Source organism: Paraburkholderia sp. 2C, assembly GCF_054589215.1.
Genome location: NZ_BAAILL010000032.1, coordinates 706518 through 732050 on the forward strand (window position 1 = coordinate 706518; position 25533 = coordinate 732050).

General features: G+C 59.8%; 24 protein-coding genes and 2 pseudogenes. 15 read left to right on the forward strand and 11 right to left on the reverse strand.

Annotated elements, in window-relative coordinates:
* Nucleotides 1–12 precede the first annotated feature (12 nt).
* The gene (locus ACYPXD_RS11440) at nucleotides 13–1344 is read right to left on the reverse strand and encodes an ABC transporter substrate-binding protein (RefSeq protein ID WP_459710928.1); all 1332 of its coding nucleotides are present in this window, start codon (nucleotides 1342–1344) and stop codon (nucleotides 13–15) included.
* Nucleotides 1345–1457: 113 nt separating this feature from the next.
* The gene (locus tag ACYPXD_RS11445) at nucleotides 1458–2477 is read right to left on the reverse strand and encodes a LacI family DNA-binding transcriptional regulator (RefSeq protein ID WP_459710930.1); all 1020 of its coding nucleotides are present in this window, start codon (nucleotides 2475–2477) and stop codon (nucleotides 1458–1460) included.
* A 524-nt stretch (nucleotides 2478–3001) separates the two neighbouring features.
* Between ACYPXD_RS11445 and ACYPXD_RS11450 the strand changes: the two genes are divergently transcribed.
* On the forward strand, nucleotides 3002–4663 hold the full coding sequence (locus tag ACYPXD_RS11450) for an ATP-binding protein (protein WP_459710933.1): 1662 nt from the start codon (nucleotides 3002–3004) through the stop codon (nucleotides 4661–4663).
* Nucleotides 4664–4964: 301 nt separating this feature from the next.
* On the forward strand, nucleotides 4965–5624 hold the full coding sequence (locus tag ACYPXD_RS11455; protein WP_459710936.1) for a hypothetical protein: 660 nt from the start codon (nucleotides 4965–4967) through the stop codon (nucleotides 5622–5624).
* A gap of 84 nt (nucleotides 5625–5708) precedes the next feature.
* Here ACYPXD_RS11455 and ACYPXD_RS11460 read toward each other — a convergent pair whose 3' ends face one another.
* From ACYPXD_RS11460 to ACYPXD_RS11475, 4 genes are all read right to left on the reverse strand, one after another.
* Nucleotides 5709–6365, reverse strand: coding sequence for a response regulator transcription factor (locus tag ACYPXD_RS11460; protein WP_459711462.1), 657 nt, complete (start codon nucleotides 6363–6365; stop codon nucleotides 5709–5711).
* A 281-nt stretch (nucleotides 6366–6646) separates the two neighbouring features.
* Nucleotides 6647–7417 carry an MAPEG family protein gene (locus ACYPXD_RS11465; protein WP_459710938.1) on the reverse strand — a complete coding sequence of 257 codons (771 nt, stop codon included), beginning with the start codon at nucleotides 7415–7417 and terminating at the stop codon, nucleotides 6647–6649.
* Between the two features lie 284 nt (nucleotides 7418–7701).
* Nucleotides 7702–8070: a histidine kinase dimerization/phospho-acceptor domain-containing protein gene (locus ACYPXD_RS11470; protein WP_459710942.1), complete on the reverse strand. Its 369-nt coding sequence runs from the start codon at nucleotides 8068–8070 to the stop codon at nucleotides 7702–7704.
* A 231-nt stretch (nucleotides 8071–8301) separates the two neighbouring features.
* Entirely contained in the window at nucleotides 8302–8592 is a 291-nt protein-coding gene (locus ACYPXD_RS11475) for a hypothetical protein (RefSeq protein ID WP_459710945.1), read from the reverse strand.
* 296 nt (nucleotides 8593–8888) lie between these two features.
* On the opposite strand from ACYPXD_RS11475, the gene ACYPXD_RS11480 reads away from it, so the two are divergent.
* Together ACYPXD_RS11480 and ACYPXD_RS11485 are read left to right on the forward strand one after the other, a co-directional pair.
* Nucleotides 8889–9056 carry a hypothetical protein gene (locus ACYPXD_RS11480; RefSeq protein WP_459710947.1) on the forward strand — a complete coding sequence of 56 codons (168 nt, stop codon included), beginning with the start codon at nucleotides 8889–8891 and terminating at the stop codon, nucleotides 9054–9056.
* Between the two features lie 41 nt (nucleotides 9057–9097).
* Nucleotides 9098–10192: an enolase C-terminal domain-like protein gene (locus tag ACYPXD_RS11485; RefSeq protein ID WP_459710949.1), complete on the forward strand. Its 1095-nt coding sequence runs from the start codon at nucleotides 9098–9100 to the stop codon at nucleotides 10190–10192.
* Nucleotides 10193–10243: 51 nt separating this feature from the next.
* Here ACYPXD_RS11485 and ACYPXD_RS11490 read toward each other — a convergent pair whose 3' ends face one another.
* Complete coding sequence (locus tag ACYPXD_RS11490) at nucleotides 10244–11182, reverse strand: MBL fold metallo-hydrolase (RefSeq protein WP_459710952.1); 939 nt, start codon at nucleotides 11180–11182, stop codon at nucleotides 10244–10246.
* A 440-nt stretch (nucleotides 11183–11622) separates the two neighbouring features.
* Here ACYPXD_RS11490 and ACYPXD_RS11495 point away from each other — a divergent pair, with 440 nt between their 5' ends.
* Complete coding sequence (locus ACYPXD_RS11495; protein WP_459710954.1) at nucleotides 11623–12162, forward strand: DUF417 family protein; 540 nt, start codon at nucleotides 11623–11625, stop codon at nucleotides 12160–12162.
* A gap of 203 nt (nucleotides 12163–12365) precedes the next feature.
* Here ACYPXD_RS11495 and ACYPXD_RS11500 read toward each other — a convergent pair.
* Nucleotides 12366–13096: pseudogene (locus ACYPXD_RS11500) on the reverse strand (porin).
* Nucleotides 13097–13627: 531 nt separating this feature from the next.
* On the opposite strand from ACYPXD_RS11500, the gene ACYPXD_RS11505 reads away from it, so the two are divergent.
* Together ACYPXD_RS11505 and ACYPXD_RS11510 are read left to right on the forward strand one after the other, a co-directional pair.
* Nucleotides 13628–13930, forward strand: a complete 303-nt coding sequence (locus tag ACYPXD_RS11505) for a hypothetical protein (RefSeq protein ID WP_459710956.1) — start codon at nucleotides 13628–13630, stop codon at nucleotides 13928–13930.
* A gap of 519 nt (nucleotides 13931–14449) precedes the next feature.
* On the forward strand, nucleotides 14450–16063 hold the full coding sequence (locus ACYPXD_RS11510; protein WP_459710958.1) for a methyl-accepting chemotaxis protein: 1614 nt from the start codon (nucleotides 14450–14452) through the stop codon (nucleotides 16061–16063).
* 14 nt (nucleotides 16064–16077) lie between these two features.
* On the opposite strand, the pseudogene ACYPXD_RS11515 reads toward ACYPXD_RS11510, so the two are convergent.
* Nucleotides 16078–16380 (reverse strand): annotated as a pseudogene (locus ACYPXD_RS11515) (BufA1 family periplasmic bufferin-type metallophore); the annotation flags it as partial.
* A 142-nt stretch (nucleotides 16381–16522) separates the two neighbouring features.
* Here ACYPXD_RS11515 and ACYPXD_RS11520 point away from each other — a divergent pair.
* The 7 genes from ACYPXD_RS11520 (at nucleotide 16523) to ACYPXD_RS11550 (ending at nucleotide 23857) form a co-directional block, all read left to right on the forward strand.
* The gene (locus ACYPXD_RS11520) at nucleotides 16523–17230 is read left to right on the forward strand and encodes a winged helix-turn-helix domain-containing protein (RefSeq protein ID WP_459710960.1); all 708 of its coding nucleotides are present in this window, start codon (nucleotides 16523–16525) and stop codon (nucleotides 17228–17230) included.
* Nucleotides 17214–18290, forward strand: coding sequence for a sensor histidine kinase (locus tag ACYPXD_RS11525; protein ID WP_459710962.1), 1077 nt, complete (start codon nucleotides 17214–17216; stop codon nucleotides 18288–18290). The genes ACYPXD_RS11520 and ACYPXD_RS11525 overlap by 17 nt, the downstream gene beginning before the upstream one ends.
* 780 nt (nucleotides 18291–19070) lie before the next feature.
* On the forward strand, nucleotides 19071–19970 hold the full coding sequence (locus tag ACYPXD_RS11530; protein ID WP_459710966.1) for a PAS domain-containing protein: 900 nt from the start codon (nucleotides 19071–19073) through the stop codon (nucleotides 19968–19970).
* A gap of 333 nt (nucleotides 19971–20303) precedes the next feature.
* A complete protein-coding gene (locus tag ACYPXD_RS11535; protein WP_459710971.1) occupies nucleotides 20304–20918 on the forward strand; it encodes a LysE family translocator in 615 nt (204 codons plus the stop codon).
* 209 nt (nucleotides 20919–21127) lie between these two features.
* A complete protein-coding gene (locus ACYPXD_RS11540; RefSeq protein ID WP_459710973.1) occupies nucleotides 21128–21619 on the forward strand; it encodes a hypothetical protein in 492 nt (163 codons plus the stop codon).
* A 215-nt stretch (nucleotides 21620–21834) separates the two neighbouring features.
* Entirely contained in the window at nucleotides 21835–22290 is a 456-nt protein-coding gene (locus ACYPXD_RS11545; protein WP_459710975.1) for a universal stress protein, read from the forward strand.
* 430 nt (nucleotides 22291–22720) lie between these two features.
* On the forward strand, nucleotides 22721–23857 hold the full coding sequence (locus ACYPXD_RS11550) for a branched-chain amino acid ABC transporter substrate-binding protein (RefSeq protein ID WP_459710978.1): 1137 nt from the start codon (nucleotides 22721–22723) through the stop codon (nucleotides 23855–23857).
* A 102-nt stretch (nucleotides 23858–23959) separates the two neighbouring features.
* On the opposite strand, the gene ACYPXD_RS11555 is transcribed toward ACYPXD_RS11550, so the two are convergent.
* Complete coding sequence (locus ACYPXD_RS11555; protein ID WP_459710980.1) at nucleotides 23960–24481, reverse strand: DUF6496 domain-containing protein; 522 nt, start codon at nucleotides 24479–24481, stop codon at nucleotides 23960–23962.
* Between the two features lie 142 nt (nucleotides 24482–24623).
* On the opposite strand from ACYPXD_RS11555, the gene ACYPXD_RS11560 reads away from it, so the two are divergent.
* Complete coding sequence (locus ACYPXD_RS11560) at nucleotides 24624–24875, forward strand: hypothetical protein (protein WP_459710984.1); 252 nt, start codon at nucleotides 24624–24626, stop codon at nucleotides 24873–24875.
* An 8-nt stretch (nucleotides 24876–24883) separates the two neighbouring features.
* On the opposite strand, the gene ACYPXD_RS11565 is transcribed toward ACYPXD_RS11560, so the two are convergent.
* Nucleotides 24884–25522: a 3-oxoacid CoA-transferase subunit B gene (locus ACYPXD_RS11565; RefSeq protein WP_459710986.1), complete on the reverse strand. Its 639-nt coding sequence runs from the start codon at nucleotides 25520–25522 to the stop codon at nucleotides 24884–24886.
* Nucleotides 25523–25533: the final 11 nt, after the last annotated feature.

Sequence of the window (25533 nt, forward strand, 5' to 3'; positions counted from 1 at the left end):
GTCCCTGCCGTCCTAGTTCTTCCCTTCTGCCTTGAAGACCTTGTTCCAGTCCTTGACCAGCAGATCCAGCGCTTCTTTCGCGGTGCCTTTGTCGGCCACCACGTAGTCGTGCACGCGCTTTTGCATATCGAGCAACAACTCGGCGTAGGCCGGCTCCGCCCAGAAATCCTTCACAATGGACATCGACTTCAGGAAGGCGGGCGCGAACGGTGCGCTCTTCGGGAAGTCGGGAGCATCGACGACCGACTTCGCCGCCGAGTAGCCGCCGAGTTGCCACCACTTTTTCTGCACGTCGCCTTGTGCAAACCACTTGATGTATTCGAGCGCATCCGCTTTGTGGTCCGAATACGAGACGACCGATATGCCCTGCCCGCCAAGCTGGGTGAACTGTTTGACTTCCTTCGGATTCACAAAAAATCCGATCTTGTCGCCGCCGACATTCGGGTCCTTATAAAGTCCGGGGAAGAAGGCGAACCAGTTCATCTGCATCGCAACCTGACCTGACTTGAACGCGTCGAGTCCTTCCTGCATATACGCGTTCGTCATGCCCGGCGCGGTGCAGCATTTGTAAAGCGCCTTGTAGAACTCGAGCCCTTTGATGGCGCCGGGCGAATTGACGAAGCCTTCGAGGTGATAGGGCTTTTTGGGATCCTGATATTCGAAGCCGTAGTTGTAGAGCATGTTGGTCACGCCCATCGTGATGCCTTCCGAGCCGCGCTCCGTGAAGATATAGACGCCGTACACGGTCTTTCCGTCGATCTTGCGGCCCTGGAAGAACTCGGCGGTCTGCTTGAGCTCATCCATCGTGGTCGGCGGCTCGAGTTCACGGTTGTATTTCTGCTTGAACTCGGCGCGCAGCTCAGGTCTTGCGAACCAGTCTTTCCGATAGGTCCATCCCACTGCGTCCGCCATCGCCGGTAACGCCCAGTAGTTCGGCGTGTTCTTCGGCCACTCCGCGTAGCCGACGACGGTGGCCGGCACGAAATCGTCCATCGAAATCTTGTTCTTCGCGAAGAAGTCGTTGAGCTTTACGTAGTGCCCATTGACCGCGGCACCGCCGATCCATTGACTATCGCCGATGATCAGATCGCACAACTTGCCGTGCGAATTGAGCTCATTGAGGAAGCGGTCCGCGTAGCTCGTCCACGGCACGAATTCGAACTTCATCTTGATGCCGGTCTTGGCTGTGAAGTCCTTTGATAATTCGACTAAAGCATTGGCCGGATCCCACGCGGCCCAACAGAGCGTGAGCTGCTTGTCTTGCGCGTGCGCCGCCGATCCAAAGCAAAGCCCCATCGACGCGAAAACCGCCGCGATTACCCTTGCTGACGTCAGACGTAACATTTGTCTTCTCCTTGTCTTCTTGGGTCTTCAACCTGATGACGGGCAGCGCCCATGCGCCGGACGCTGTATTCGGGCCTTGGCGGATTCACAGTACGTTCCGCGCGTCGCGAGTGTCAGGCACGCGCATTCTCACGAAGATAAATTCGGGTTTCGGGCGTCGGAATGCCAGGCACGCCACGCACGTCGTTCAAAAAATTGATGGCCACAAGGCCCGCCCAATGGACGATGCCGCGCACGTCCTGATCGAGGATCACGTCGATCGCGCGCTCGGAAAGTTGCGTGCGTGCGTCGCCCGTGCATTCGTGTCCGATCAGAACGACGCGCGCCTTGTCGCCGAGCTCCTGCAACGCAGCGGCGATGCCGCAAATACCGCCGCCCGTCACGTAGACGCCGACCAGATCGCGGTGTCCGGCGATCAGCCCTTGCACCGCGAGCCCAGCGCTCTCGTCGTCTTCAGTGAAATCGGATTCGGTGACACAGCGCAGGTTGCGGAAGTCCTCTTCGAGCACCTGTAGAAAACCGGTGCGACGCTCGAGCTGGTCGTGCAGCCGCGACGATGCAGACAACACCGCCACAGTGCCGATGCGAGATCCGATAAAGCGGCCCATGAGCAAAGCGGCAGTTCGTCCCGCGATGCGGTTATCGACACCGACATAGGCAGCGCGAGCGCTGGACGGCAAATCGGAGAACACCGTGACGACGGGCACATTCGCGTCGGCCATGTCCTGAATCATCCGCTCGACCCATGGGTAATCGAGCGGCACGAGCACGAGCGCGTCGTAGTCGATCAGTTGCCCGGCGAGCGAAGCGGCGTCCCGCTGGCTGGACAGATCGCAGCGATAAAACGACGGAACGATTCGATGCTCGCGAAAGAAACTGGCCGATAGCGCGATATCGCGCTCGACTTGAGCGAGGAAGCGGGAATTGATTTGCGGCAAAACGAAAGCGACCCTGAAGGAGCTGGCTTTCGGCGGCCGGCCGCGACTCGCGCGCTCGTCACGCAGCGTGGCCAGCGCGAGATGGACGCGTTCGGCTGTTTCGGGGCGCACCCCCTGGTCTTCGCGCAGCACGCGATCCACCGTGGCCACACTGACCCCGGCGCGACGCGCAATCATCGTACGTGTAGCCGGCATGGGTCTCCTCCGGTGCCGAGCTGGAGTCATTTTGTTAACTCAAGATAGTTTTCTGTACGTGAAATGCAAGCGTTTTTGTCGCTTTAAATGCGCCATTGCCAACGAAATCGGGCAACAGTTTTCTGTATGCGTGTACTCACGCAGCGGCGACCTCTCGCAATGCCGGCTGCCGGACGGAACGCCTGGCGAAGAACGGACCTCAGGCGACCAGACGCCTGGGACTACACTTTCTGGTGATGGCTGAATTCTGCGTCCCGCCCATATAGTCGGGGTTGTCGATACCCGATAAATGCTCGATTGTTCGTATTTCCAGGTATCGGACCGGCGTACCCTACTTCGATCAGGTACCGTAGCCCGCGAGGTAAGCCAAGTTCAAACTCGGGACCGGAATATGCTGAACGGTGAGCGCCGGGTGCTCTTGCCCGCCCCCCGGGGTCCATCGCGACAGACGCGTTTGAGCGCGCCGCGCAAAATAGTTAGTCATCTGTAACGATCTCCCGATTTTTCCCGCTTTCAGGAACGCCATGCCTCCGTCGTCCGACCTGAAACGTCCGGCCCGGCCCCGCCGCTCGCTCGCGGCGGCGTGCCGGGCAATAGCGCGCGGGCGGACAGCGATTGCGATCGCCCGCCGGCTCCTCGCCGAGGTGCGCGATTGGACCGGTGCGTCATATGGTCATGTGAAGCTTGACGCTCTTGCGGGGCATGAGATCGAAGCGTCGTTGGCGCCCGGAATCGCACTGCCGGCGGGCGCCCACTGGAACCATCTGTCAGCGCCGAAGCCGCTCGACATGATCGATCCCAGCCTGCTTGAAGAAACCACGATCAGCTTCGGTCTTCCATTCGCGGAACAACGACGGACCAATGGCTTCCACCCCGTCGTGTTAAGTGCCGCGATCGGGATTTCGGGCCGACGGTTCGGCATAGTCTGCGTCGAGCTTGGGACGGGGCAGGCCGCAAGCAACTCGATGACGGAAGCCCTTGAGGTCCTCGCCGCGAACGCCGCGCAGGCCATTGCCTGTCTGAGGCTTGGCCAGCGCCTTGAGGCCGAGAAGCGTGTCCGGGCTACCGCGGAAGAGACCCTTCGCGAAACACATAACGCGATGATCAAGCATCAGCAGGTCGGACGGATGGGCGACTTCCGTTACAACACGCGCACCGGGGAGTCGTTCGGCTCGCTTCAGTGCTACAAGCTCTTTGACTACGATCCTGCGCTCGCTGAGATCGATTTCGGCGAATGGACATCGAAGATCGTCCCTGAAGACAGGCAGCGCATCATCGATACGCTTGCGGACTGCGTGTCGCGCGGCGCACCGCTCAAGTTCGAGTACCGTATCGAGCTCGACGGTGAGCTTAAGTACATTGCGTGCGAAGGAGCTCTCGACGTCGATCATGTCGGCGATCCGACTTACTACGGCGTGCTGATGGATGTGACCGAGCGTCGACGTGATGAAGAACGGCTCAATGCGGCCCGGCAGGAGCTGGCGACAGCGCTGCGTCTCGCTTCGCTGGGCGAGCTTGCGGCTTCGATCATTCACGAAGTCAGCCAGCCCATTACAGCGATCCGGCTCGGCGTGGCAAGCTCCCTTCGCTGGCTCGATAAGCCCGGTGGTGACAAGGAAGTCCGCGAGTCCCTGAAGCGCATGTCTGACGAGACTGCCCGCGCGGCGTCGGTGATCAGTGGCCTCAGAGCGCTCGCGCGCAGCTCCGTCACTCAACTGGCCGAGATCGACATCATCGAGGCGGTACGCGAAGCACTCACCCTTGTGGAAGGGCGCGCTGCACGCGAGCGCGTCTCTGTTGTTGCCTCTATCGACGATACAGCTATTCCGATTCGCGCCGATCGTGTCCAGATCCAGCAGGTCGTGGTCAATCTCGCGAACAACGCACTGGATGCCATGTCCCAGAATGCCGGACACGCGCGGCAACTGCATATCTCCTGCTTCAAACCGGATACAGCCTATTTCGGCATGTCGTTCATCGATACCGGGCCCGGGTTCGCCGTCGACGATCCCCAACAGCTCTTCGATCCCCTCTACACCACCAAAGCCGAGGGCATGGGGCTCGGGCTGGCGATATGCCGCAAGATCATCCTTGCGCATCGCGGCGAAATCAGCGCGCGCGCCAATCGACCGCGCGGCGCGATCTTCGAATTCAAGTTACCGCTCATGGATTCTGCGGAGGGATGAATCGGCTTTGCACCGCGGATGGCGCATCAGCGATACAGACGGCGGATCATAAAAATGGAAGCTCATATAAGGCTGCGGTCCAGATCGTTTCGATTCACGATCTCGAGTTCTGTAATCGGAAGTGATTCCGGACCGTCACGCAAAAGTCGCTTGATATGTATCCCTTTTGTTCCGCTATTTGCTGTTTTCACACTCTGACGGATCGCTACACTCGTCCAGGGTAGGCGATGCGCGGAGCCGACCGGCTCATCGCATCGCCAGGTCGGCAGTCGCAAACCACATTATTGGCAAGGAAGTCATCATGGCGCTAACACCCATCAGTGAGTTGTTCAACGACAGATACACCATCCCCACCGGCAAACGATCGTCCGGCAGCAATGCCGACTCACTATTCTTCGTGCCGATGGACACCACTCCCGCGCAACCCTCGAACGTCGAGCCCGGAACGTCGTCAAGCGAAGCTCCCGCTGCCTCGCGTCCGGTCACCTTCGACCCGAGCGCCCAGGCGTTCGCACAGCTGGCGGCCAAAGGCATCACGGCATTGACGCTTCATTCCAATCCGCTGGGCCCGCAAATCGCTGGATCGTCCGAGCCGGCTGCGGCGCGGCCACTCGTTTCGTTGGACCGTGGCGTGTCGAAAGCCGAATTCGAGAAGCTCGTGACAGATTTCGGCGGCAGCAAAGCGCAAGCGGACCAGCTCTTCGCGACGTTCGATGCCGATGGAGACGGTTCGATCTCTCACAGCGAGTTCCTTGCGGGCCTCGCAAAGACAGACACGGATGGTGGGAGCGCCTCGTTTGCGCAGAGCCTGGGACAGCTGATGGATCAACATGGCAATCACGATGGCAAGGTCGACAACATGGAATTCGGCGATTTTGAAGCCGCTTTCGTGCAGGCCGAGGCGGCCGCCGCAACCGAAACCGGCGACGGCCCTTCGCCGGTATCGAGCCTGTATACCTGATGCTCGAGCCGATGAGCGTCGAAGAACACCGGGTGCGGGGGCAACAACGACACAACAGGTTTTCGCACGAACCTGCAGGATCCCCTATCGCACCGGTTTGAGCGCACCTGGCGCAGCGACCTCCGGGTCGACTTCAAGTGCCCGCATCTTGAGGACGAGTTCCGCAAGCGAGCACGATCCCATTTTCTTCATTGCCTGGTTGCGATGGATTTTGACGGTGGCTTCGCTAAGAGCCATTTGCGTGGCGATTTCCTTGTTGCGAAAACCCCTGACGATCAGTTCCGTTACCTCGCGCTCGCGCGGCGTGAGCGAGTCATAGCAGCGCATGAGTCCATCGCGCGAGCGGGTTTCTTCGCGACGCTTACGATCGGCGTCCAGCGCGGCCGCTACCGCATCGAGCAGATCCTGTTCGCGGAACGGTTTGGTGAAGAAATCGACTGCGCCTCGCTTCAGCGCCTTGACCGACATTTCAATGTCTCCGTGCGCGGTCATGAAAATGACGGGCAGGCGCACGTGGTTTGCGTTAAGACACTCCTGAACGCAAAGGCCGCTTTGTCCTTTGAGGCGCACGTCCAGAACGACGCAGGCGACAGCATCGGGCTTTTCGAATGCAAGGAACTCGTCCGCATTCGAAAAAGTCTCGACGGTGAATCCGGCGGAGCGTAACAGATCGCGTAACGACTCTCGTATCGGTTCTTCGTCATCCACAACGTAGACAATCGCGCTGTCCGCCTGGTCCATATCACCGAGCCTTTGCGGCGCTCCATGCTGCGCGGCAGCATGGAGGTCACGCCTACGCCGCTGTAGAAACCTGCCTTCACAAAGCATACTGTCTCGCGTCGCGCCAAAGCAAACTTCTCGCAAGCACACCATGCGCCAAGCACCATGCGCTGATCGGTTTCCCTGGGAAAAGCGGGAACAAAGCTTGCGCAGTCGCCGCCTTTCGAAGATCTTCGCGAGCGCTGCCGCTGCACGCCGGGCGCATGATCCACCACTCGAAAGCGCTCGTGCCAGGCGGAGCGCTAGGGCGCCAGTAGTTGCAGCACGCACTGTATGGTCAGTAACTGCAGCACGCACACCGACGAGAAGAACAATACGGCACGTACTGGATTGCTGGTTTGCACCGTCCAGCTAATGCTGTATGCCATCCGTATGACTGCGTATGTCCAGGCAGTGCAAAAGTCGAATCGGGTTGGCTGGCCCGCCACGGCCAGCGCCAGAGAAAGGACATAAAAAATGACCGGCGCTTCCAGCAAACGGCTGACATCGTGGTTGACCCACGAAGCGCTTTCGCGCGAGCCAGTCATGATCGACCGATAGCGCGTCCAGTTCGCAGATCGGCTGGGAGGAATACCAATCAGGATGGAAAATGCAAACTCTAACAACGCTGGTCCCCACAGCAGCAAGGACGAGAATGAGGCGAGCAGGACTGCTGGTGCGAGAATACCTTTCGACATGTCAAATGAAGACGCGAAATAGTAAGTGTTAGGCATTTGCACTGGAACGCTTCGCGAAAGGCCCAGTGCCGCGAATAACTGCGCTCCGCCATGCCGGCGTATTCTGGCGGGCGATGCATGCCATCGTCTACATTGCTTAGCGAGAAGAACGTCTTTGCGTCGAAAATATTCCACACGCAGCTCCAGCCTCAACGTGTGCATTTCATTTCGCAACACCAGTCTGAAAATCACGTTTATCTTTAACTTCCGATCCGCACTATTCTCGAATTCCAGGATATCGCGATGCGTTACGGCAGGCCGATCAAGATCCCGTCGCGTGTTCCACGCGTAAGACATGACTCTCTTCGTCTGACGTAGGAACGGCACGATATTGCCATGTAACCTCTAAAAATGATTTTAGAAAGTTGACGAACAGATTCGCGAGTACATAGACAGGCGGCTCAACAAGACTTGAAAGCTGGTACACGCAGCCTGGATTCCCGTTCAATTTGTAACCATTATTTTAATAAAAAACAGGTTTCGCTTATAAAGCGCTTCCCGAAAAGCGATATCACATGTACTCTTATTAACGGCATCACTAACCTCCTTACCCGTCCCAGTGGTGCCGTGGATCATTTCCATTAGCCCGGCTTTGAGCCGGGCCCTTTTCTCCTTGATTGCCCCAGCCGCCGCGACCTCAATAGGCGTTTTCGCCTTCGCGTCGCAAGCTTGTGAACCCGGTTAGCAATTTCATCCGACCGCATCGCTGCACGAACGATGTTGCTTAAAGCTTCCTGCGCTTCCGTCAGATTAGGTGGGTTGACAGCTAACCAGCGGCGAGCGGCCTGCGCGGAGATCAGCGTCGCGGTAATTGGCTGCTTGATCTCATGCACGACAAATGCGACGAACTGTTCCAATTGCGCCGTCTGCCTCGCCTCCAATATCTCGCTAATTACCTCGTAGCGTCGGTCGCCCCTGTCGCCCTTTCCTGTTCTTGTACCCGTATCCATTCTTCGTTCCTCACCAGTGATTGTTCACGTGACTGACAGTACAAACAGTAAGTCACGGAGACAAGCGAGGGCAATTTTCGTCTGACTCACAATCATGCTATTTCGGATCACTGCATTCGATGTCTTGAGGCTGACCCGGAATTCGTGGTTAAAAAAAAGCAGCCGGGCTCCAAGGGTGCCCGGCTGCCTGCTGCCCGACCCGATAGCCCGGCAGACGACGCGACCGATAGCTTAGTGGTGGCGATAAAGCGACGAATCCAGGCCCCGCACGCTATCGATTTGCGTAGCCGCACGTGTACCGGCCTGGCTGGTACCGCTGGACACGCCACCGTACGCGGTCGAGCTGTCATTCTGCTGCTGCGCTTCAGCAGCCAGCGTTTGCGCGCTTTGACCACGTTGCGAAACCGGTGCGCCGGTCGACGGATGATAGAACGGAGCGGGACCGTATCCGCTTGCAAAAGCAGGAGCGGCCAGGGCTGCGGACGCGGCGATAAGCACTGTTGCAATGATCTTCGTGTTCATAAGTACTCCAATTCGGATATAGATGACGGATTACGCCTTTGCTCGCGATTGCCCATTCGTTTAAGCGTTCTCGCGGCGACAGGGAAAGTGTAGGTCTTAACCGTCGAATCCTTGCACCTATTACCCGGAAATTACTATCCCGTTCATTGAGACAACGCCGTATTCCAGCAAATAAGCGGCTCTGCGCTGTTACCTCTGCCTCGTGAGCCTATATCGCGGTTTTATGAGCCGATCGACCATTCACGCAGGCAGCGCGACGCGCGGCAGACATCTTCTGTGATACGTTTCCCGAAGGCATGACGTCGGCGACGCATCATGACCTCGAAAGCGGCAACCGCCTCGCATTGCCGTGGCTGGGCGGCGGCGTCGCGCCGATGGGCGAGGCGTTGAACGCGCCAACGCCGGGAAGCACGACAATTGCCGACAATCCCGAACCGAGCGCCGGCGGGCACACATCCGGCTGAAGCCGCTTCCCCCCGGACAAATCCGTGCAGGAGACATCCCGATGACGACATCCTCGCTGACCATCCGCTCGCTTACCGCCACTGCGGTGTCGGTACCGATGCGACGTACCTTCGGTACGAGCGCGCAGACTTTCAACGCCGCTCCGCTGTTGCTGGTCACGCTGGAAACCAACGAAGGCATCACGGGTCACGGCTACGCGTTCTGCTATCTGGATACGGTTGCACGCGCGATGTCAGCGATGGTCGCGGACCTGAGCGCGTTCCTCGCCGCGCAGCCCGTCTGTCCGCTCGACATCGGCAAGGCGCTCTCCCGCTATTTCAAGCTCACCGGGCTGTATGGCCCCCTCTGCATGCTCGCCTCGGCAATCGATACCGCCGCGTGGGACGCGCTCGCGCTCGCCGCGAATGTGCCGCTTGCGACGCTGCTCGGCGGATCGCCACGGCCTATACCCGCCTATAACAGCAACGGCCTCGGACTCGTCGAGCCGCCACGCGCGGCCGACGAAGCGGAGGCGTTGCTGGCGGACGGTTTCCGCGCGGTCAAGATGCGACTCGGACGCGCCTCTTTCGGAGACGACCTGGCCGCAGTTCGCGCCGTGCGCAAGCGTCTGCCCGACGACGTCGTGCTAATGACCGATTTCAACCAGGCATTGAGCATCGCGACAGCGCTCGAATACTGTCCGATGCTCGACGGCGAAGGCGTTTACTGGATCGAAGAGCCGATCCGGCACGACAGCTATGCACAGCTCGCGCAAATCGCCGCACGCATCGATACTCCCGTCCAGCTCGGTGAGAACTTCGTGTCGGTGCAACCGGTGTTCGAGGCCGCGAAGGCCGATGCGAGCGACTACCTGATGTTCGATCTCGACCGCATCGGAGGCGTGTCGGGGTGGCGCCTCGCGTCCGGCATCGCGGCGTCGGTCGGGCGCGAAGTCTCGTCGCATCTCTTCCCCGAAGTCAGCGCACACCTGCTTGCCGCGACACCGACCGCCCATTGGCTGGAATACGTCGATTGGGCGGATGCCGTACTGGAAGAGCCGCTGCGTATCGAAGACGGATTTGCGGTCCCAACCAGCAAAGCGGGCAACGGATTGTCATGGAACGAAGCGGCCATCGAAGCGTATCGAATCGACTGACGCCATCGATGGATTCAATCCGCGCAGCGAGCTCACGCCCATGCCACGTCCTCACGTGTCGGACGCTAGTCCGCCCTGACTCTCGCGATAAGCCTCCCTGTAAGCGGCAGGTACATTGACCATCTTGTGCGCCCAATCAAAGAGGCTGTACGAGCAATAGTGCGGCATAACGGCGACATCGACGGTCTCCTCGACCGATCGGCCCTCGGCAATGGCCTTGCGTACGGTGCGATCGAGTTCACGCAGATAAAGAAGCGGGAACTCGATATCCGCGGGGCGCATCGGGCGGCCGTGACCGGGAATGATGATGGCGTCCTCGGGCAGGAATTCGCGCACGCGGGTCAAGGTAGCGATCGTCTCCTTGTGCCGCCCTTCGAGGAGCCAGGGAAGCGCTGGAGACGGCGCTTGAATCATATTGCCAACCCACAGCACCCTGGCATCGGGAGCCCATACGACGAGATCGCCGGGCGTTTGCGCGAAGCCGAAGTGACGCACTTCGACCATGCGATCGCCGAGGTCGACGCCCAGCATCTGCGGGACCGTGATGTCGGCGGTACGCACCTGCACGCGCTCGATCCCCTTTCCCTGACCCATCAGGCCGATCATGAAACGGCGATCTTCCTCGAAATTTTCCGCCATGTAGCGTTGGGTCGCCGGATGCTGGATCACGACAGTGCTGTCGGGAAACAGGTAATTCCCGTACGCATGGTCGCCGTGATAGCTCGTGTTGACGAGAAAGCGTATGGGTTTGGCTGTCACCCGCCGCACCAGTCCAATGAGTTGTGACGCCAGATCGCCGTTCAACATCGACTCGACGACGAGCACACCGCGCTCGCCAATCACGAAACCCGCGGTGGTGCCTACGTGGTCTTTGGCGAGCACATCGTCAGGCATCACCGCGAACACACCAGGCGCAAGCTCTCTCGACATGAGGTTCACTCGCGCAGCGTCCCAGGGCGGTGCGCTTTCTTTGTTGTCGGTTTCTGCCACTGTCCCTCCTCGCATTGAATTCAACGCTTGCCGACTGACGGCTCGCGCTAGTTTCGCAATGACGCTTTGTCCACGTGAGAACTTGCAACGGATACCTGAAAATATCCCTTGCAGCCGCAGCCCATACCATCCTTTGCACTTTCATCGAATTCGAACGTGCGAGCGGTCGAATTGAACAAGCCACGGCAGCGACATGTTCGAATTGCTTTGGCAACCTGTCTTGACGGATCGAAGCCAACACCTGACCGATCTGTTCAATTTGACCTCGGGCAGAGGCAACTAAATGAGCGTGCGAACGTACGCAACAGCCTCTTCCTTTGAACTTATTCTTCGAGTTTGAATGGCCCGTGGACGACAGCGGGTGGATAGCCATGTGGGTACGGTTTTTCGCAGGCTGCCACCGATGCCGAAGGCCTCACAATTCCAACATGGAGAAATTCATGAATTACCTTGTCAACCTGCTTGGCCGTTCGGGTCTTCTGACGCGCAATCTCGACTACCACCTGCTGCGCGCGGCAATGGTGATCATCTTCGCGTGGTTCGGCTACGACAAATGGTTTAATGCCGAAATTACAGATCTTGTTCCGTTAATCACCCACGGCCCGCTTATCTTCTGGATGATTCCGGTCCTCGGCGTGGGAGGCACCAGCATTCTGCTTGGAACCGCCGAATGGACCTTTGGCTCGTTGCTGTTCCTCGGGTACTGGAACAAGAAACTGGGTGTGCTCGGCGCGCTCGGTTCCACGTTCAGCTTCATTGCTACTTTCTCGATCTTTCCATTCGCACCTGGCGCGTGGGATGCCGCCGCGGGAGGCTTTCCTGCCATGACCATCGTTTCGGCCTTCCTTTTGAAGGATCTGGTTTTGCTCGTTGTCTCTGTCTACCTGCTCAAGCAAGACGTTGCCCGAGTGATCGAGGCCCGGGCTCTGCAGACTGGCGGTACATCCTCCGTTCCGCTAACCGGCGGCGTAACCATGTGAGATAGGCGTTTCAACTCATAACCGTTAACACTTAATTTATCTGGTTTCACAAATTCAGAAAACGCTCCGCAAAAAGTGACATCCTTTGTCATTGCCCACCGCCTCATTGCGAGGTCGGTGGCGGATGGTTTCTGCGTCCCGCTGGCTGCCTGCATCAAGGGAGGCGGATCAGCGGTACCCTCAATGCGGCAATGCCGGCCGGTTCAGAAGCGTACGCGCAGGCCCGCCGTCACAGCAACCTGGTTACCCGTCGACGACGCACCGCCACTGGCAGTGTTATTGATCATCGCGCGGATGGTCTGACCATTCAGCCCTTCGCGGTTCATCATGTGCTGGTATTCGCCCTGCAGATACACCGTCGTCAACTTCGAAAGATAGTAGGCCGCCTGCAGGTTCACCTGCCCCCACTTCGGCTCCGAGCCCGCGCCGAAATTGGCCTGCGTGTACGTGTAACTGCTCGCGAGGCTAACGACCGGCGTTAGCGCATAGTGCCCATTCAATTCGAAGTTCTGGAAGTGAACGCTGTTGCCGCCGAACGAGATGGTCTGGCCGGCCGTGGTCGGGTTGACGCCAAAACCTTGAGTCATTATTGGCGGCCGAAGGTCAGCGCGCCGAATTTGGAGTCGGCCAGGCCGACGAACGTCTGACGGCCAAATTCGCGGCCGCCCTGGCTAAGCGTGCCGTTGTTGGTGCTGAAGCCACCTTCCAAAGTAAAAATGGCACTCAGACCGCCACCCAGGTCCTCCGTACCACGCAAGCCCCAGCGGGTCGAATTGACTGCGCCGCTTGTTTCCTGCCAGAGCGAGTGACCCTTCACGTTGTTCGTGTACGTGATACCCGCGTCGACCAGGCCATACAGTGAGACGCTGCTCTGTGCGAGTGCTGCTGCTGAAAACGCACTCAACGACGCAGCAAACATAAGGCTCTTTCTCATGTTTGTGATCTCCCGATGGGACGTGTTATTTCAGCGCCTTTTCATAAGGACTATTGATCTGGATAAGCACGACAAGCAGATCTAACCATACTTATTTCTTACATAGCTTGTCAAAGTGCACGTATCGATCCGGCCGCCTCGCGCCACAGCTGACCTTAACGCGATCCTTGCTCGCAGGACGCAACGCCTTGGCGGGGTGAACTATCGGGGCCGTGCTTTTTTGGCAAATCAGTTCCAGCCGCGTTGGACATAGAAGATGAAATTATGGAGAACACTGTGATCCAAAATTAGCAGCATGGCCCGACCAAGAAGCGATGTCCCCTATCGATTCGGATCACAAACCATGATGTTTGACACGTTCGCTTAAGACTGAACGAGATAGATGCCTTAACCACGCGGTGCGCGACATCGTTCGCGCCACGGAATCTGTGTTATTCAGCCGGCGAGCCTTCTTCGCCCTGCTCTGCGCGGTTACGATACGCGCAACGCCGTTGCAAACGACGGACGGCAATGACTTAAGGAGACATCGGCATGAAACGTTCTAACTATGCTTTGATCGTTGCGACCGTATTCACGTGGTCGCTGCCTGGTCATGCGGTCACCGCCGCTTCGCTAACGCGCGAACAGGTTCGCGCGGATCTGATTGCCGCGGAGTTGAGCGGCAAGTTCCCGCAGAACAAGGGAAACAAGCGGGATCCGGCCATGTCCTACGCTGCCAAAAAGGAGGCACAGAAGGGTGAGACCAATCCATCCGGTTCGTCAGCGACAGACGTCGTGACGACAGCGCCTGCCGCCCCTGCTTTGCAGGCACGGCCTCGACCCTCACAGTGTTGAGATGGAGTCCGTTTTGCTGACGCGTCAGCTGTCCGGCCGCCGGTTTCCCGGCACCGGCCCGTTCGATGGCCACGATAGAAGGGATGACGCGTCCAGCGCTAGATATTCTCCGCAGGGATGCCGCGAATCGACTTGATCGTCCTCTGACCACCGGGCGGCCAACGGCCGCTCGAAGTGTGGCCAGAACGCATTCGAGATGTCACAACAATGTCACGCCAGGATGGCGTGACCATTTTCCTGCGTTCGTAACCTGCTTTTCCGGACCCGATCCGGTTCGCCAGTTTTTTTTTCGTTCGCTTGTCATTACCCGTGACGTCCACCGACTCAATCCTATGGTCGTTGCGGCGTGGCCTTTTCCTTCCGGCACCGGGAGACCGAGTGGTCTGTTGATGGGACGGTCCGGTTAAGCACACTGAAAGCAGGATTGCCCCAGCGCTCGATGGACATTAAGACGCACAGGAGTGCGCTCTCTTTGACAACATCAATATACGGGGTGGTATCGTGAAGTTACCTGGCAGCATGAAAGTGGCCACGCAGCTTGTGACGGGATTCGGAGTGATTCTGCTGATGCTGATCGGCGTCGGCATGCTCGGCCTTTCCGGCATTTACACCGAGAACGACCATGTCGAATCGCTGAGAGATAACTGGATTTCCAGCATCGAGGCGAGCGCACAGATGCGGGCAGCCTTAAAGGAAGTGGTGCTTCAGGAATTTCGTGAAGTCACGGCACAAACGCCCGAAGAGGCGAAACAGGTCGATGTGGAAGTCGGCCATGCGCTGGACGCCTACGGGAAAGCCGCGGGCGAGTATGAAACGGACCTGCACGAAACCGCGGAGCAGACAGCGTACTCGCATATTCAGGCGCTGATGACCCGATACCTGGAGGTGGACAAGCGGGTTCGCGCACTGGTCAGGGACGGGCATGCGGGCGAGGCGGCGGCCCTTCTCGCCGGCGAGGGCAATGCGTTGCGTGCCAGTATCGAAAAGGAACTGGACGTCATCACCAATGTGAATCTGCAGGGCGCAAGCGACGAGGGCGACGTCGCCAATGCTGCCTATCTGAGCGCGAAGCGCCTGCTCCTGTCGGTCACCGTGGCGGCGGTGGTGGCCGGCCTGCTGGTGACCGTACTCATCACGCTTGCGCTTTCGCGCAGGCTTGGTGGCGAGCCGGCGAAAGTGGCGGAACTGGCCGCGAAGATCGCGTCCGGCGACCTGCTGGTCCCGGTCATCACCAGAAAGGGCGATACGAACAGCCTCATGCATTCCATGGCGCTCATGAAGGATCAGCTCGCCCAGATTGTCGTCGGGATCAAATCGTCGAGCGATTCGATTGCGATCGCGGCCAGCCAGATCGCTCAGGGCAATGCCGACCTGTCGCAGCGTACCGAGGAGCAGGCCGCGTCGCTCGAACAGACCGCGTCCAGCATGGACCAACTGACCGGCGCGGTCAGGCAGAACGCGGACAACGCGCGCGAGGCAACGCGGCTCGCGCAGTCGGTAGCCGGCACGGCGGGCAGGGGTGGAGACGCCGTCGGACGCGTCGTCGATACCATGCGCGGCATATCGGAGAGTTCGATGAAGATGTCGGAGATCATCTCGGTCATCGAAAGCATTGCCTTCCAGACCAACATTCTCGCGCTGAATGCGGCGGTGGAGGCGGCTCGCGCGGGAGAAGGCGGCCGCGGGTTCGCCGTAGTGGCAACCGAAGTGCGAACGCTCGCGCAACGCAGCGCGTCGGCCGCGGGCGAGATCAAGGCGCTGATCGGTGAGTCGGCCGGGCGCGTGGTACAGGGATCGAAGCTGGTTGAAGACGCAGGGAATACGATCAGGGAGCTGGTGTCTTCGGTTCACCAGGTTGCGAGCATCATGCAACAGATCTCCTCGGCATCGGACGAGCAGACTGCCGGCATCGAGCAGGTCAACAGGGCGATTACCCAGATGGACGATGTGACGCAGCAGAACGCGGCGCTGGTCGAGCAGGCCTCCGCCGCGGTTCATTCGATGGACGAGCAGGCCCGATCCCTGCACGAGGCGGTTGCCGTCTTCAAGGTCGAAGTCACCACCGATGCTGTTGCGCAGGCCGATTCGCCGCTTTTTCCGCCGGGCTTGGCGAACTCCGACATCTGCGGATGAGCGGCCGCGATCTTGTCGCACGTGCCCTTGGGAACGAGAATCCATGCTTCGGAATCGCGGTCCATCTTTGCGGTAGCGGGACACGAACGCTTGCTGGTGCCGCAGTCGTTCTTGCCTGCCTTGGCGACACCCGCGCATTTCTCGAAGTCGCCGGCCGCAAACGTGGCTGTACCGGCCGTCGCGACGCCGATCGCAAGCAGACTCGCAACGGCGCCTTGAATGATGCGTTCGCTTTTCGTGGTGCCTCCTTTTGGGGGGTGATGAGGGCAGGCGCGCTTGCCTGTGTCCCAGGATGAAGGCTGCGAAATACCATGCACGGCCTGGTTGCCCGGAAGTCAAATTTTCATCACGATGCGCGATCCGCTGGACACGCTCCATCGGCGATCTAGAATGATCTAGACCCATCGAATTCACGCATTCCGACGGGCGATCGCGTCTCCCAGGTTGAGGATGCAGGCCATGTCTCGCAACGTGCTGGTGATCGAAGACGACAATGACATCGCCCAACTCGTGCGCATGCAGCTGGCGGGCCTCGCCTGCGAGACGACGGTGCTCAACGACGGCAGGGCCGGGCTCGCTGAAGCGCTTGCCAGACCGTACGACCTGGTTGTGCTCGATCTGATGCTGCCAGGCGTCGACGGGCTGGAGATCTGCCGGCGTCTGCGGTCGGAGCGCCGCTATACGCCTATCCTGATGCTGACGGCGAAATCGACCGAGCTCGACCGCGTGCTGGGCCTCGAGATGGGCGCGGACGACTATCTGGCGAAACCGTTCAGCGTGCTGGAATTCGTTGCACGTGTAAAAGCGATTTTCCGGATCGTCGGCATGCTGGCCAATACCGCTGCCGGCGCGCACACGCTGATCGAATGCAACGATCTGAGGATCGACGTCGAAAGGAGGGACGTGACTTTGCGTGGCACACCTGTCCTGTTGACGGCCAAGGAATTCCAGTTACTGCTTCACTTCGCGCAGAACCCCGGACGCGTCTACACACGCGGGCAATTGCTCGACCAGGTATGGGGCTATAGCCATAGCGGTTACGAACACACGGTCAATTCCCATATCAATCGGCTGCGCGCGAAGATCGAAATCGATCCGAACTCGCCGGAATACATTCAGACGGTATGGGGCGTCGGCTACAAGTTCCGCAATGCGCCCGAAGACTGAATCGCGTCTGCTCGCCACCTTGTACGGCCGTCTCGCGATTTCGCTGATGGTGGTGTTTATCGCGATCGGTGCGGTCATGATCGTGACGTCGCAACGCATGTTCGAGACGCAGCGGCTGTTCGAACTCGTCGCCAATCTGGTGGTCGGCACGGTGGCATTCAGCCTGATCGCCGCACTGGTCGTTTTCCGCTTTCTCACGCTCAGGCTTCGCCGGCTCGCGTCCGCCATCGAGGCGTTTCGGGCCAGCGGTTTCGCAAAGCCGATACGGGTGGAGACGTCCGACGGCAACGATGACGAGATCGGGCGCATCATCGCCGCGTTTCAGGAGATGTCCGAGCGCATCGCGATGCAACTCGCACAGCTTGAACAGGCGGATCGCGGGCGCCGTGAGTTGCTCGCCAACGTGTCGCATGATCTCCGAACACCGCTTGCATCGATGCAGGGATATCTTGAGATGGTGCTTATCAAGCACGATGGCTTGTCGCAGGAAGACCGCTTCCGATATCTGCAGATTGCGGTCAAGCATTGTGAGCGGCTCGCGAGGCTCGTGCGCGACCTGTTCGATCTGACCAAGCTGGAAGCGAACGAAGTGAAGCCACAGGTCGAGGCATTTCCGATCAACGAGCTAGCGCAGGACGTCGTACAGAAGTTCGCGCTCAGCGCCGAGAAGCGTGACCTCAGGCTGAGCGCAAGCGTAAGCGCGGACTGCCCGCCCGTTTGCGCCGATATCGGAATGATGGAGCGTGTGCTCGAGAACCTGATTGAAAACGCCATGCGCTATACGCCCGCTGGCGGAGAAATCAGCGTCGGCGTGCATCAGAAGGGGGACCGGGTCGAACTCCAGGTCAGCGATACGGGCCAGGGTATCCATCATGACGACATCGGCAATCTGTTCGATCGCTACTATCGCGCCGATCGCGGCGAATCGGGCGACGCAGGCAACGCGGGACTTGGACTCGCCATCACGCGTCGCATCATCGAGCTGCATGGCGGGCAGATTTGGGTCAAGAGCACGCCAGGTCTTGGCACGACCTTCACTGTCGAACTGGCGATGGCGTGAGCGCCTTTGAGCGGTCGTGCTCGCCCGTCAGCGGCCAGGTTCGAAGCCAACGATGGTCGATCCGGGGCTCAACCCGACGCCATGCAAGCTCAGCGGATACACGACGCGTATCTGCTCGAGGAAATGCAGCGCGCAGGCCGATGCCTGCCAAGGTGGGTACCGTATGGGCCGCAGCGAAAGGTGTGGTAAGCATCGGGCACTCCGCGTCGGCGGTGCGATAAACACCACTGTGGCGGATAGCCAACACGAATCCGTCACGATTGGATCGCATTTTTCTCCCATTGTTTGAACCTCCTTTGCGCGCTGGTGCAGCGCGGAATGTTCGCCTATCTTTTGGAAGAACAGAATCGCTTGAAGTTCGATAGTGGGGCCCTTCGCATGAGTCTCAAATGGAAGCTGATCTGGCCGGCTGCCGTCTGCGCGATGCTGTTGCTCGTCGGGCTGGCTGTTGGACCGGTTTCCGCATGGGCACACGGGCAGGCGCGATGGGGTCTGCTGGTTGTTATCGCAATAGCGTTTGCCGTGCTGCTCGTCGTCACGGGTACGGTGGCGGAGCGTCGTATATGCCGTCCGTTGCGGACCATTCTGCATACGTTTGGAAATGCGACGGGCTCCGACGCGAGGGGCGAGTCGATCGATGAAGTGCAGGCAGTGCGGCGAGCCGTTGGCGAACTGCGGGACAAGGCGGCATCGTTGGGCAGTGCACTGAGTGTCGCCGATGCGAAGCGCTCGGCGCTCGAGGCGGAACTTCAGTACAGCGAAGAGCGATACGCGCTGGCGATGCGCATCGCGGACGACGGCCCATGGGAATGGAACCTCCAGACGAACGAATTCGTTCTGTCCACTCGCTGGAAATGCATGTTGGGATATGGCGACGACGAATTCGCGGATTCACTCGAAAACTGGCGCGGGCATATTCACCCGCTGGACATCGCAGGCGTCGATGCGACCCTTCGTTGTCGCATGGAAGGACACGAGCACCCGTTCGAACATCAGTTCAGAATCCTGCACCGGGATGGCCAGTATCGATGGGTGAGTTCGCTCGGCACCGTTATACGCCACGCAAGCGGTAAGCCATTGCGGCTCGTTGCGCTCGACACGGATATCACGCGGGTGAAGCACATCGAGAGCGTCCTGCAGCACATCGTGGAAGGCACCGCGGGGATGGGAGGCGAGGCGTTTTTCCGTGCGCTTGTGCGCCACTTCGCCGCCGCGCTCGATGTGCCATGCGCGTTCATCACGGAATGCACCGGATGGCCGCCAAAAAGCGTTCAGACGCTTGCTTACTGGCTTCGAGACGACTTCCGCGAAAACATCGAATTCGAACTCGCAGGCACACCGTGCGAGGCGGTGTACAGCAACGGCCGTCCGGTATTTCATGCTTTGGGTGTCGGAAAACTGTTCCCACGCGACAAGGCGTACGAGAGCTACTACGGCATACCGATCTTCGGCACCCGGGGCGAAGTGATCGGGCACATGGCCTTCTTCAACGACAAGGAAATGAAGGAGCAGGATGTACTGACCGATGCGGTGTACCAGATATTCACCACACGGGCGGCCGCCGAAATCGAACGCAAGGCGGCACTCGATCATCTGAGGCATTCCGCGCTGTCACAGGTGCCGGACGCGCTGGGCATCGAGAATGTGCCACGCTCGGCGTCGAACGTGGCGAACATGTGATTTCCGTTTGAGAAAGTCTTGAGGAGCGCCATCAAGCGTCGCTTCGGGAAGTTCACGTTCGCCAGGACGGCCCTCATCGTGGTGCTTCGGAATCTTGATGATCTCGCCGCGTTCAATGCTTCACCGCCATGGCTCGTGGGCAGCGAAGCAATGTGCGGAAACCTTCCCGGCTCATTTTCACCGTCGCTTTACCGAATGCCTGACGAAGCACGGCCCGTCCATTTTCTGTACCGGATTTCATTTGCACATCTGTATCGGTACTGTACTGGCCGACGTCGCTAGACTAGCGTCTAACCTGATAAGCCACTTTCATCAGACAATCGGAGACTGCCCATGCCCGTCGAGCTTCTGAGCGCCCTGCCCGCCGGCATTCTGTTCGCGCTCGTCACCAGCATCACGCCCGGCCCCAATAACACAATGCTGCTCGCGTCCGGCGTGAATTTCGGTTTCAGGCGTACCGTGCCGCATATTTTCGGCATCAGCGCCGGAGTGGTCGTATTGATGCTGTCGGTCGGCTTCGGTCTGGGTGCGGTTTTTCAACGGTTTCCTCTGCTTTACACGGTGCTCGAAACGGCCAGCGTGGTTTATCTGCTGTATCTCGCATGGAAAATCGGCACGTCCGGCGAAGTGCGCGTCCGCGAAGGCGAACGCCGCCCGATGCGCTTCTACGAGGCGCTGATCTTCCAGTGGATCAATCCAAAGGCGTGGATGATGGTGCTCACCGCCGCCACCACGATTCACCTGAGCGCCGACTTCGACGTCAACGCGTCGATCATGGCGGCCGTGTTTTACGTCATCGGCTTGCCGTGTATCTGCCTGTGGGCCGCGTTCGGCACCGCAGTGCGGCGCTTGCTGTCGAAACCGGGCTGGCTGCGCGCGTTCAATATCGCGATGGCGGTACTGCTCGTCGCATCGCTCTACCCGATTGCGCTGCGCTTTTTCGCGTGAGCGGCAAGACCGCGTAAGCGCCGCAATTTCGTCTCCGAGCGCACTCGCGCGTCACGAACCATGGTTCGTTCGCGCGCATCGGCTTGAATCAGTGGATGCATACGCGATTCAGGCGTGCTAGTGTTGGCGCTGTGCCCTCTCGCTTCCGTTGTGGCTTCATCGGGCGACACACTTCACGCTTCCCGTATCGCATTCGTGTTTGGCAAGCCATGCTAGGTCTACGACATCATCCTTCGCCGCACGACACCGTCACGGTGTTGCTCCGGCGCCTGAGCCGCCAGCATCATCTCGCGGAAAATCAGGGGCTCTTTCTCGCGCGCATTGCAGACCGTGAAACGCTGCCCGAGGCGGACGTGTCCGACCGCGTGCGGGCCGCGCGCGCGACGGTCGAACTGGTCGACCGCCTCGACGAGCAGTCGCAGCTCAACGAATCCGATAAGGAAATTTTAAAGTTCTGGCTGCTCGCGCACACCGCGCTCGAGCTTCGTGAAACCATTCACGCATTCGGCGTCGTAGGGCGCGATGAAGCCACGAAGATCACCGCGGCGGCGCTGCTCCTGCCGAACTACCTGGTCGAACTCGCGTACTCGGAAAACGGCAATTTGCAGCGCGCGGGTCTACTCGCCACGCGCTACACGTCCGGTACGCTTTTCGAAGTCGTTCAGCTGAGTGAAAGGCTCGTCTCTCGCATGCAGCAGTAAAAGCGGGCGATTGAGCTAAACGCTGCATGAGGTTTTGCGACTTCCGGCGCCGGCAACGGCGCGGTTTTCGTTGCGTTTGCGTTTCAATTCCGCTTCGCGTTATCCGTTTTTCATTTATCGCGTTCGGCTCTTGATTTCTGTTCAAGCCACCAGTCGGAATAAAGCCTTGCTGCCGGACGTCTCAATTGCTGTCGATCACGAAAGAGAGACTGGCAATGAAATACGTGTTGGCCGTATACGATGGTTCCGAGGTCTCGTATCGCAGCGTTCTACTGGCTGCCGAAATCGCGTTGCGCAATAGCGTGAGGCTGCACGTGCTCTCCGTGGTGCCGCTTCCCGCAATAGGACTCGACATCGCAACCGACAGCGCCATCGCGGCAAGCGTCGATTCGCGCCAGCATCTGCTCGAGGCGCTGAAGGCCGACTTCGCTGCGCGGGGACAGTACGTGCAGCTTGCGCTGAAGATCGGTAATCCGGTCGACGAGATCGTTCAATACGCGACCGAATTCAACGTCGGGCAGATCGTGATCGGCTGCGCGTTCAAGTCGCTGTTCGACCGCTGGTCGGCACGCGCGCTTCTGCATCGGCTGGTCCGCCTTGCGCCCTGCCCGGTGACGATGATCAAAGACGACGCTGCGCCACGCAACCGCCGTCTCGCGCTCGTATCGTAGCGCCCGCACTCGCGACGACGCAGCCCAGCTCGTATCGCGCGTCGCAGCAACGCGCAACAGTTTGGATGCCTATTTTCTGCGTTCGGGTTGATCGCGTATGCACCGGCTCGGCGGGCGCATAGCGCCCCGCCGCATTCAGGCGATGGCGCAATTTCAATTTTTCCGCATCCGGTTGCCATGCATGTCCATGCGCAACCCTCACGCTGCGGGAATGCCTGGAATACCCTGGCATCTCGCGCGACTTCTCATTTCCCGATGAAAGACCGTACTTCGCGGAATATCCGATGGGATGAAGCGTCCTGACTAGGCGGACCTCGTGCGGCAGCATCTCAAACGTGTCGCGACGGGTTCGCGCGACTGCCCGTATCCACTAGAAGAAGGCAGTTTCAATAAGAAGTCTTTATTTACCCGTTTAGCCGGAAAAGGACAAATGAACACAACCTATTCGAAGATTTGCACGGCAGCCGTTGTTGCGTTCGCAATGAGCGGCTTCGCTCATGCGGACGAGACGGTCAAGATCGGCGACGTCGCGCCGACGACAGGACAGATCGCGCACCTGGGAAAAGACATCGAGAACGGCGTGCGCCTCGCAATCGAGGAAAGCAACGCAAGGGGACTCACGATCGACGGCCAGAAGGTTACGCTGGTGCTCGACGCGCAGGACGATGCGGCCGATCCGCGTACCGCGACGCAAGTTGCGCAGAAGCTCGTCGACGATAAGGTGGTCGGCGTGGTGGGCCATTTGAACTCGGGCACGTCCATTCCGGCATCGAAAATCTACAGCGATGCGGGCATCGTGCAGATCTCGCCGGCCGCGTCGAACCCGGCTTATACGCTACAAGGCTACAAGACGACGTACCGCGTCGTCGCCACCGATGCGCAGCAAGGTCCGGCGCTCGCAAACTATGCGGCCAAAAGCCTGAAAGTGAAGCGCGTTGCGATCGTCGACGATTCGACCGCTTACGGCCAGGGTCTCGCGAACGAGTTCGAGAAAACGGCGAAGTCGCTCGGCATGAACGTGGTGTCGCACGACGCGACAAACGACAAGGCCGTCGATTTCCGCGCGATTCTGACAAAAATCAAGGGTGAGAATCCGGACGCGATCATGTACGGCGGCATGGACGCGACGGCCGGTCCGTTCGCCAGGCAGGCGAAGCAGCTCGGCTTGCGCGCGAAGGTGCTGGCAGGCGACGGCGCGTGCAGCGAAAAGCTCGCGGACCTCGCCGGCGATGCAACCGTCAACATCGTGTGCTCGGACATCGGCATGGCGCTGCAGAAGATGCCGGGCGGCAGGGAGTTCGCGGCGAAGTACGAGAAGCGTTTCGGCCAGCCGGTGCAGATTTACGCACCGTTCGCGTATGACGCGACGAACATCCTCATCGACGCGATGAAGCGCGCGAACTCGACCGACCCGGCGAAAATCCTCGCTGTGATGCCGAACACCGACTACAAGGGCGTGATCGGCGAAACCACGTTCGATTCGAAGGGCGATCTCAAGCACGGCGTTATTTCGCTGTACGACTATAAGGCCGGCAAGAGAACGCTGATCGACTCGGTGCAGATGTAAAGGCGCGCGCGTGTAAATGCACGACAGCGGCGCGACACCGGCGCGTTGCGGCGCAGCGCACCGCAACGCGCCGGAAATCGGTGCTTCGATTCCAGCTTCGGCTCAGTGATGCGCGCGTGCCGCTCGCGTATGCGCTGCCTTCTTTGCGGCCGCCGAACGAGCGGATGCGCCCTTCGTCGCCGCGCCTTTCTTCGCGGCGGCTGAACGGCTTGCCGCGGACCGGCGGCTTGCCGCAGCCTTCGTCTGCTTCGACATCGCCGTGCTCGACGCGCCACGGCTGCTCTCGCGCTTGAGCACGGACGTCGTTACGCGTGAGCGCTTCGTCTTCGATTCGGTGTTCGCACTGCGCTTCGCCGTGGATTTCTTACCGGCGGCCGAATCCGTCTCCGCCTTCTTGCGCGTCGCTTCGCTCGTCTTGCCGGCCTTCGGCGGCTTCAATGCGACGCCGGCGCGCCGCGCCTTGGACAGGCCAATCGCAACGGCCTGCTTCGCCGAACGCACGCCATGCTTGCCTTCGCGGACATGGTCGACTTCTTCCTTGACGAATTCGCCGGCCTGCGTGCTCGGCGCCTTGCCCGCGCGCTTATCGGCTGTAGCGCGGCTCAGTGTTTTCCTCTCAGGCATGACAGTCCTCCAGAGTGGCTATAGGCATTCATATCCGAGCAACCTGTGTGCCTCGCGGAAGCCCCGATGCGCGAAGCGCGCCGACGGCGTATGGTTATAGCGAGCGCCGACACCTGGTCCGCGGCGCACCTGGAGATCCGTGATGAAGATACCGTCAGTCAGGGCAGGCGCCCATATCGAAGGGATTCACTGGGTCGCGGAATACGCGGAAGACGTGCACGAGATCCGGGTCTTCCGCGAAGGACAGGAAGTCGACGTGCACGACGCGCCGTCGACGCTATTCGGCGACGAGGAAAGCGCGGGCTCGAAGAGCTGTGCGGACCATCGGGCGGCCGAGGCTGCCGTGCTGGCGTATTTGCGCCGCTTCGTGGCAGAGCACGACGCGGAAGAGTGACCGGGCCTTCAGCTTGGGGTCAGGGGCACGCCGGTCAGCTTTTGCAGCGTCTCGAAGTCGATGTCGGCAAGGATTTCGCGCACGACGAGTCCAGCGCGCGTCACATCGATCACCGCGAGATCCGTATAGATCCGGTCTACGCAATTGACGCCCGTCACCGGATACCCGCACTGTTCGACGATCTTGCTTTCGCCCTGCCTGGTCAGGTGTTCCATCATGACGAACACCTGCTTTGCGCCGATCGCGAGATCCATCGCACCGCCGACCGCCGGAATCGCATCGGGCGCACCCGTATGCCAGTTCGCCAGGTCGCCGCTCACCGACACCTGGAACGCGCCGAGTACGCAGTAGTCCAGATGACCACCGCGCATCATCGCGAATGAATCGGCGTGGTGGAAAAACGCGCCGCCGGTCAACAGCGTGACATGCTGCTTGCCCGCGTTGATCAGCTCGTCGTCTTCTTCGCCGGGTGCGGGCGCGGCCCCCATGCCGAGCAGGCCGTTCTCGCTGTGCAGGAAGATTTCCTTGTCCGCCGCGAGGTGGTTGGCAACCAGCGTGGGCACGCCGATGCCGAGGTTCACATACGCGCCTTCGGGAATATCCTGCGCGACGCGTTTGGCCATTTCATCGCGAGTCAGTCGCTTCATGTTCCGGTCTC

What these genes read in the sequence shown, in the direction of transcription:
- ACYPXD_RS11460 (WP_459711462.1), bottom strand. Translation starts at nt 6,365, where the DNA reads ATGGACCAGGCGGACAGCGCGATTGTCTACGTTGTGGATGACGAAGAA.
- ACYPXD_RS11560 (WP_459710984.1), top strand. Translation starts at nt 24,624, where the DNA reads ATGAAGATACCGTCAGTCAGGGCAGGCGCCCATATCGAAGGGATTCAC.
- ACYPXD_RS11440 (WP_459710928.1), bottom strand. Translation starts at nt 1,344, where the DNA reads ATGTTACGTCTGACGTCAGCAAGGGTAATCGCGGCGGTTTTCGCGTCG.
- ACYPXD_RS11565 (WP_459710986.1), bottom strand. Translation starts at nt 25,522, where the DNA reads ATGAAGCGACTGACTCGCGATGAAATGGCCAAACGCGTCGCGCAGGAT.
- ACYPXD_RS11555 (WP_459710980.1), bottom strand. Translation starts at nt 24,481, where the DNA reads ATGCCTGAGAGGAAAACACTGAGCCGCGCTACAGCCGATAAGCGCGCG.
- ACYPXD_RS11530 (WP_459710966.1), top strand. Translation starts at nt 19,071, where the DNA reads ATGCGCATCGCGGACGACGGCCCATGGGAATGGAACCTCCAGACGAAC.
- ACYPXD_RS11520 (WP_459710960.1), top strand. Translation starts at nt 16,523, where the DNA reads ATGTCTCGCAACGTGCTGGTGATCGAAGACGACAATGACATCGCCCAA.
- ACYPXD_RS11510 (WP_459710958.1), top strand. Translation starts at nt 14,450, where the DNA reads ATGAAAGTGGCCACGCAGCTTGTGACGGGATTCGGAGTGATTCTGCTG.
- ACYPXD_RS11540 (WP_459710973.1), top strand. Translation starts at nt 21,128, where the DNA reads ATGCTAGGTCTACGACATCATCCTTCGCCGCACGACACCGTCACGGTG.
- ACYPXD_RS11450 (WP_459710933.1), top strand. Translation starts at nt 3,002, where the DNA reads ATGCCTCCGTCGTCCGACCTGAAACGTCCGGCCCGGCCCCGCCGCTCG.
- ACYPXD_RS11470 (WP_459710942.1), bottom strand. Translation starts at nt 8,070, where the DNA reads ATGGATACGGGTACAAGAACAGGAAAGGGCGACAGGGGCGACCGACGC.
- ACYPXD_RS11445 (WP_459710930.1), bottom strand. Translation starts at nt 2,477, where the DNA reads ATGCCGGCTACACGTACGATGATTGCGCGTCGCGCCGGGGTCAGTGTG.
- ACYPXD_RS11535 (WP_459710971.1), top strand. Translation starts at nt 20,304, where the DNA reads ATGCCCGTCGAGCTTCTGAGCGCCCTGCCCGCCGGCATTCTGTTCGCG.
- ACYPXD_RS11525 (WP_459710962.1), top strand. Translation starts at nt 17,214, where the DNA reads ATGCGCCCGAAGACTGAATCGCGTCTGCTCGCCACCTTGTACGGCCGT.
- ACYPXD_RS11495 (WP_459710954.1), top strand. Translation starts at nt 11,623, where the DNA reads ATGAATTACCTTGTCAACCTGCTTGGCCGTTCGGGTCTTCTGACGCGC.
- ACYPXD_RS11545 (WP_459710975.1), top strand. Translation starts at nt 21,835, where the DNA reads ATGAAATACGTGTTGGCCGTATACGATGGTTCCGAGGTCTCGTATCGC.
- ACYPXD_RS11485 (WP_459710949.1), top strand. Translation starts at nt 9,098, where the DNA reads ATGACGACATCCTCGCTGACCATCCGCTCGCTTACCGCCACTGCGGTG.
- ACYPXD_RS11550 (WP_459710978.1), top strand. Translation starts at nt 22,721, where the DNA reads ATGAACACAACCTATTCGAAGATTTGCACGGCAGCCGTTGTTGCGTTC.
- ACYPXD_RS11480 (WP_459710947.1), top strand. Translation starts at nt 8,889, where the DNA reads ATGACGTCGGCGACGCATCATGACCTCGAAAGCGGCAACCGCCTCGCA.
- ACYPXD_RS11455 (WP_459710936.1), top strand. Translation starts at nt 4,965, where the DNA reads ATGGCGCTAACACCCATCAGTGAGTTGTTCAACGACAGATACACCATC.
- ACYPXD_RS11475 (WP_459710945.1), bottom strand. Translation starts at nt 8,592, where the DNA reads ATGAACACGAAGATCATTGCAACAGTGCTTATCGCCGCGTCCGCAGCC.
- ACYPXD_RS11505 (WP_459710956.1), top strand. Translation starts at nt 13,628, where the DNA reads ATGAAACGTTCTAACTATGCTTTGATCGTTGCGACCGTATTCACGTGG.
- ACYPXD_RS11465 (WP_459710938.1), bottom strand. Translation starts at nt 7,417, where the DNA reads ATGTCTTACGCGTGGAACACGCGACGGGATCTTGATCGGCCTGCCGTA.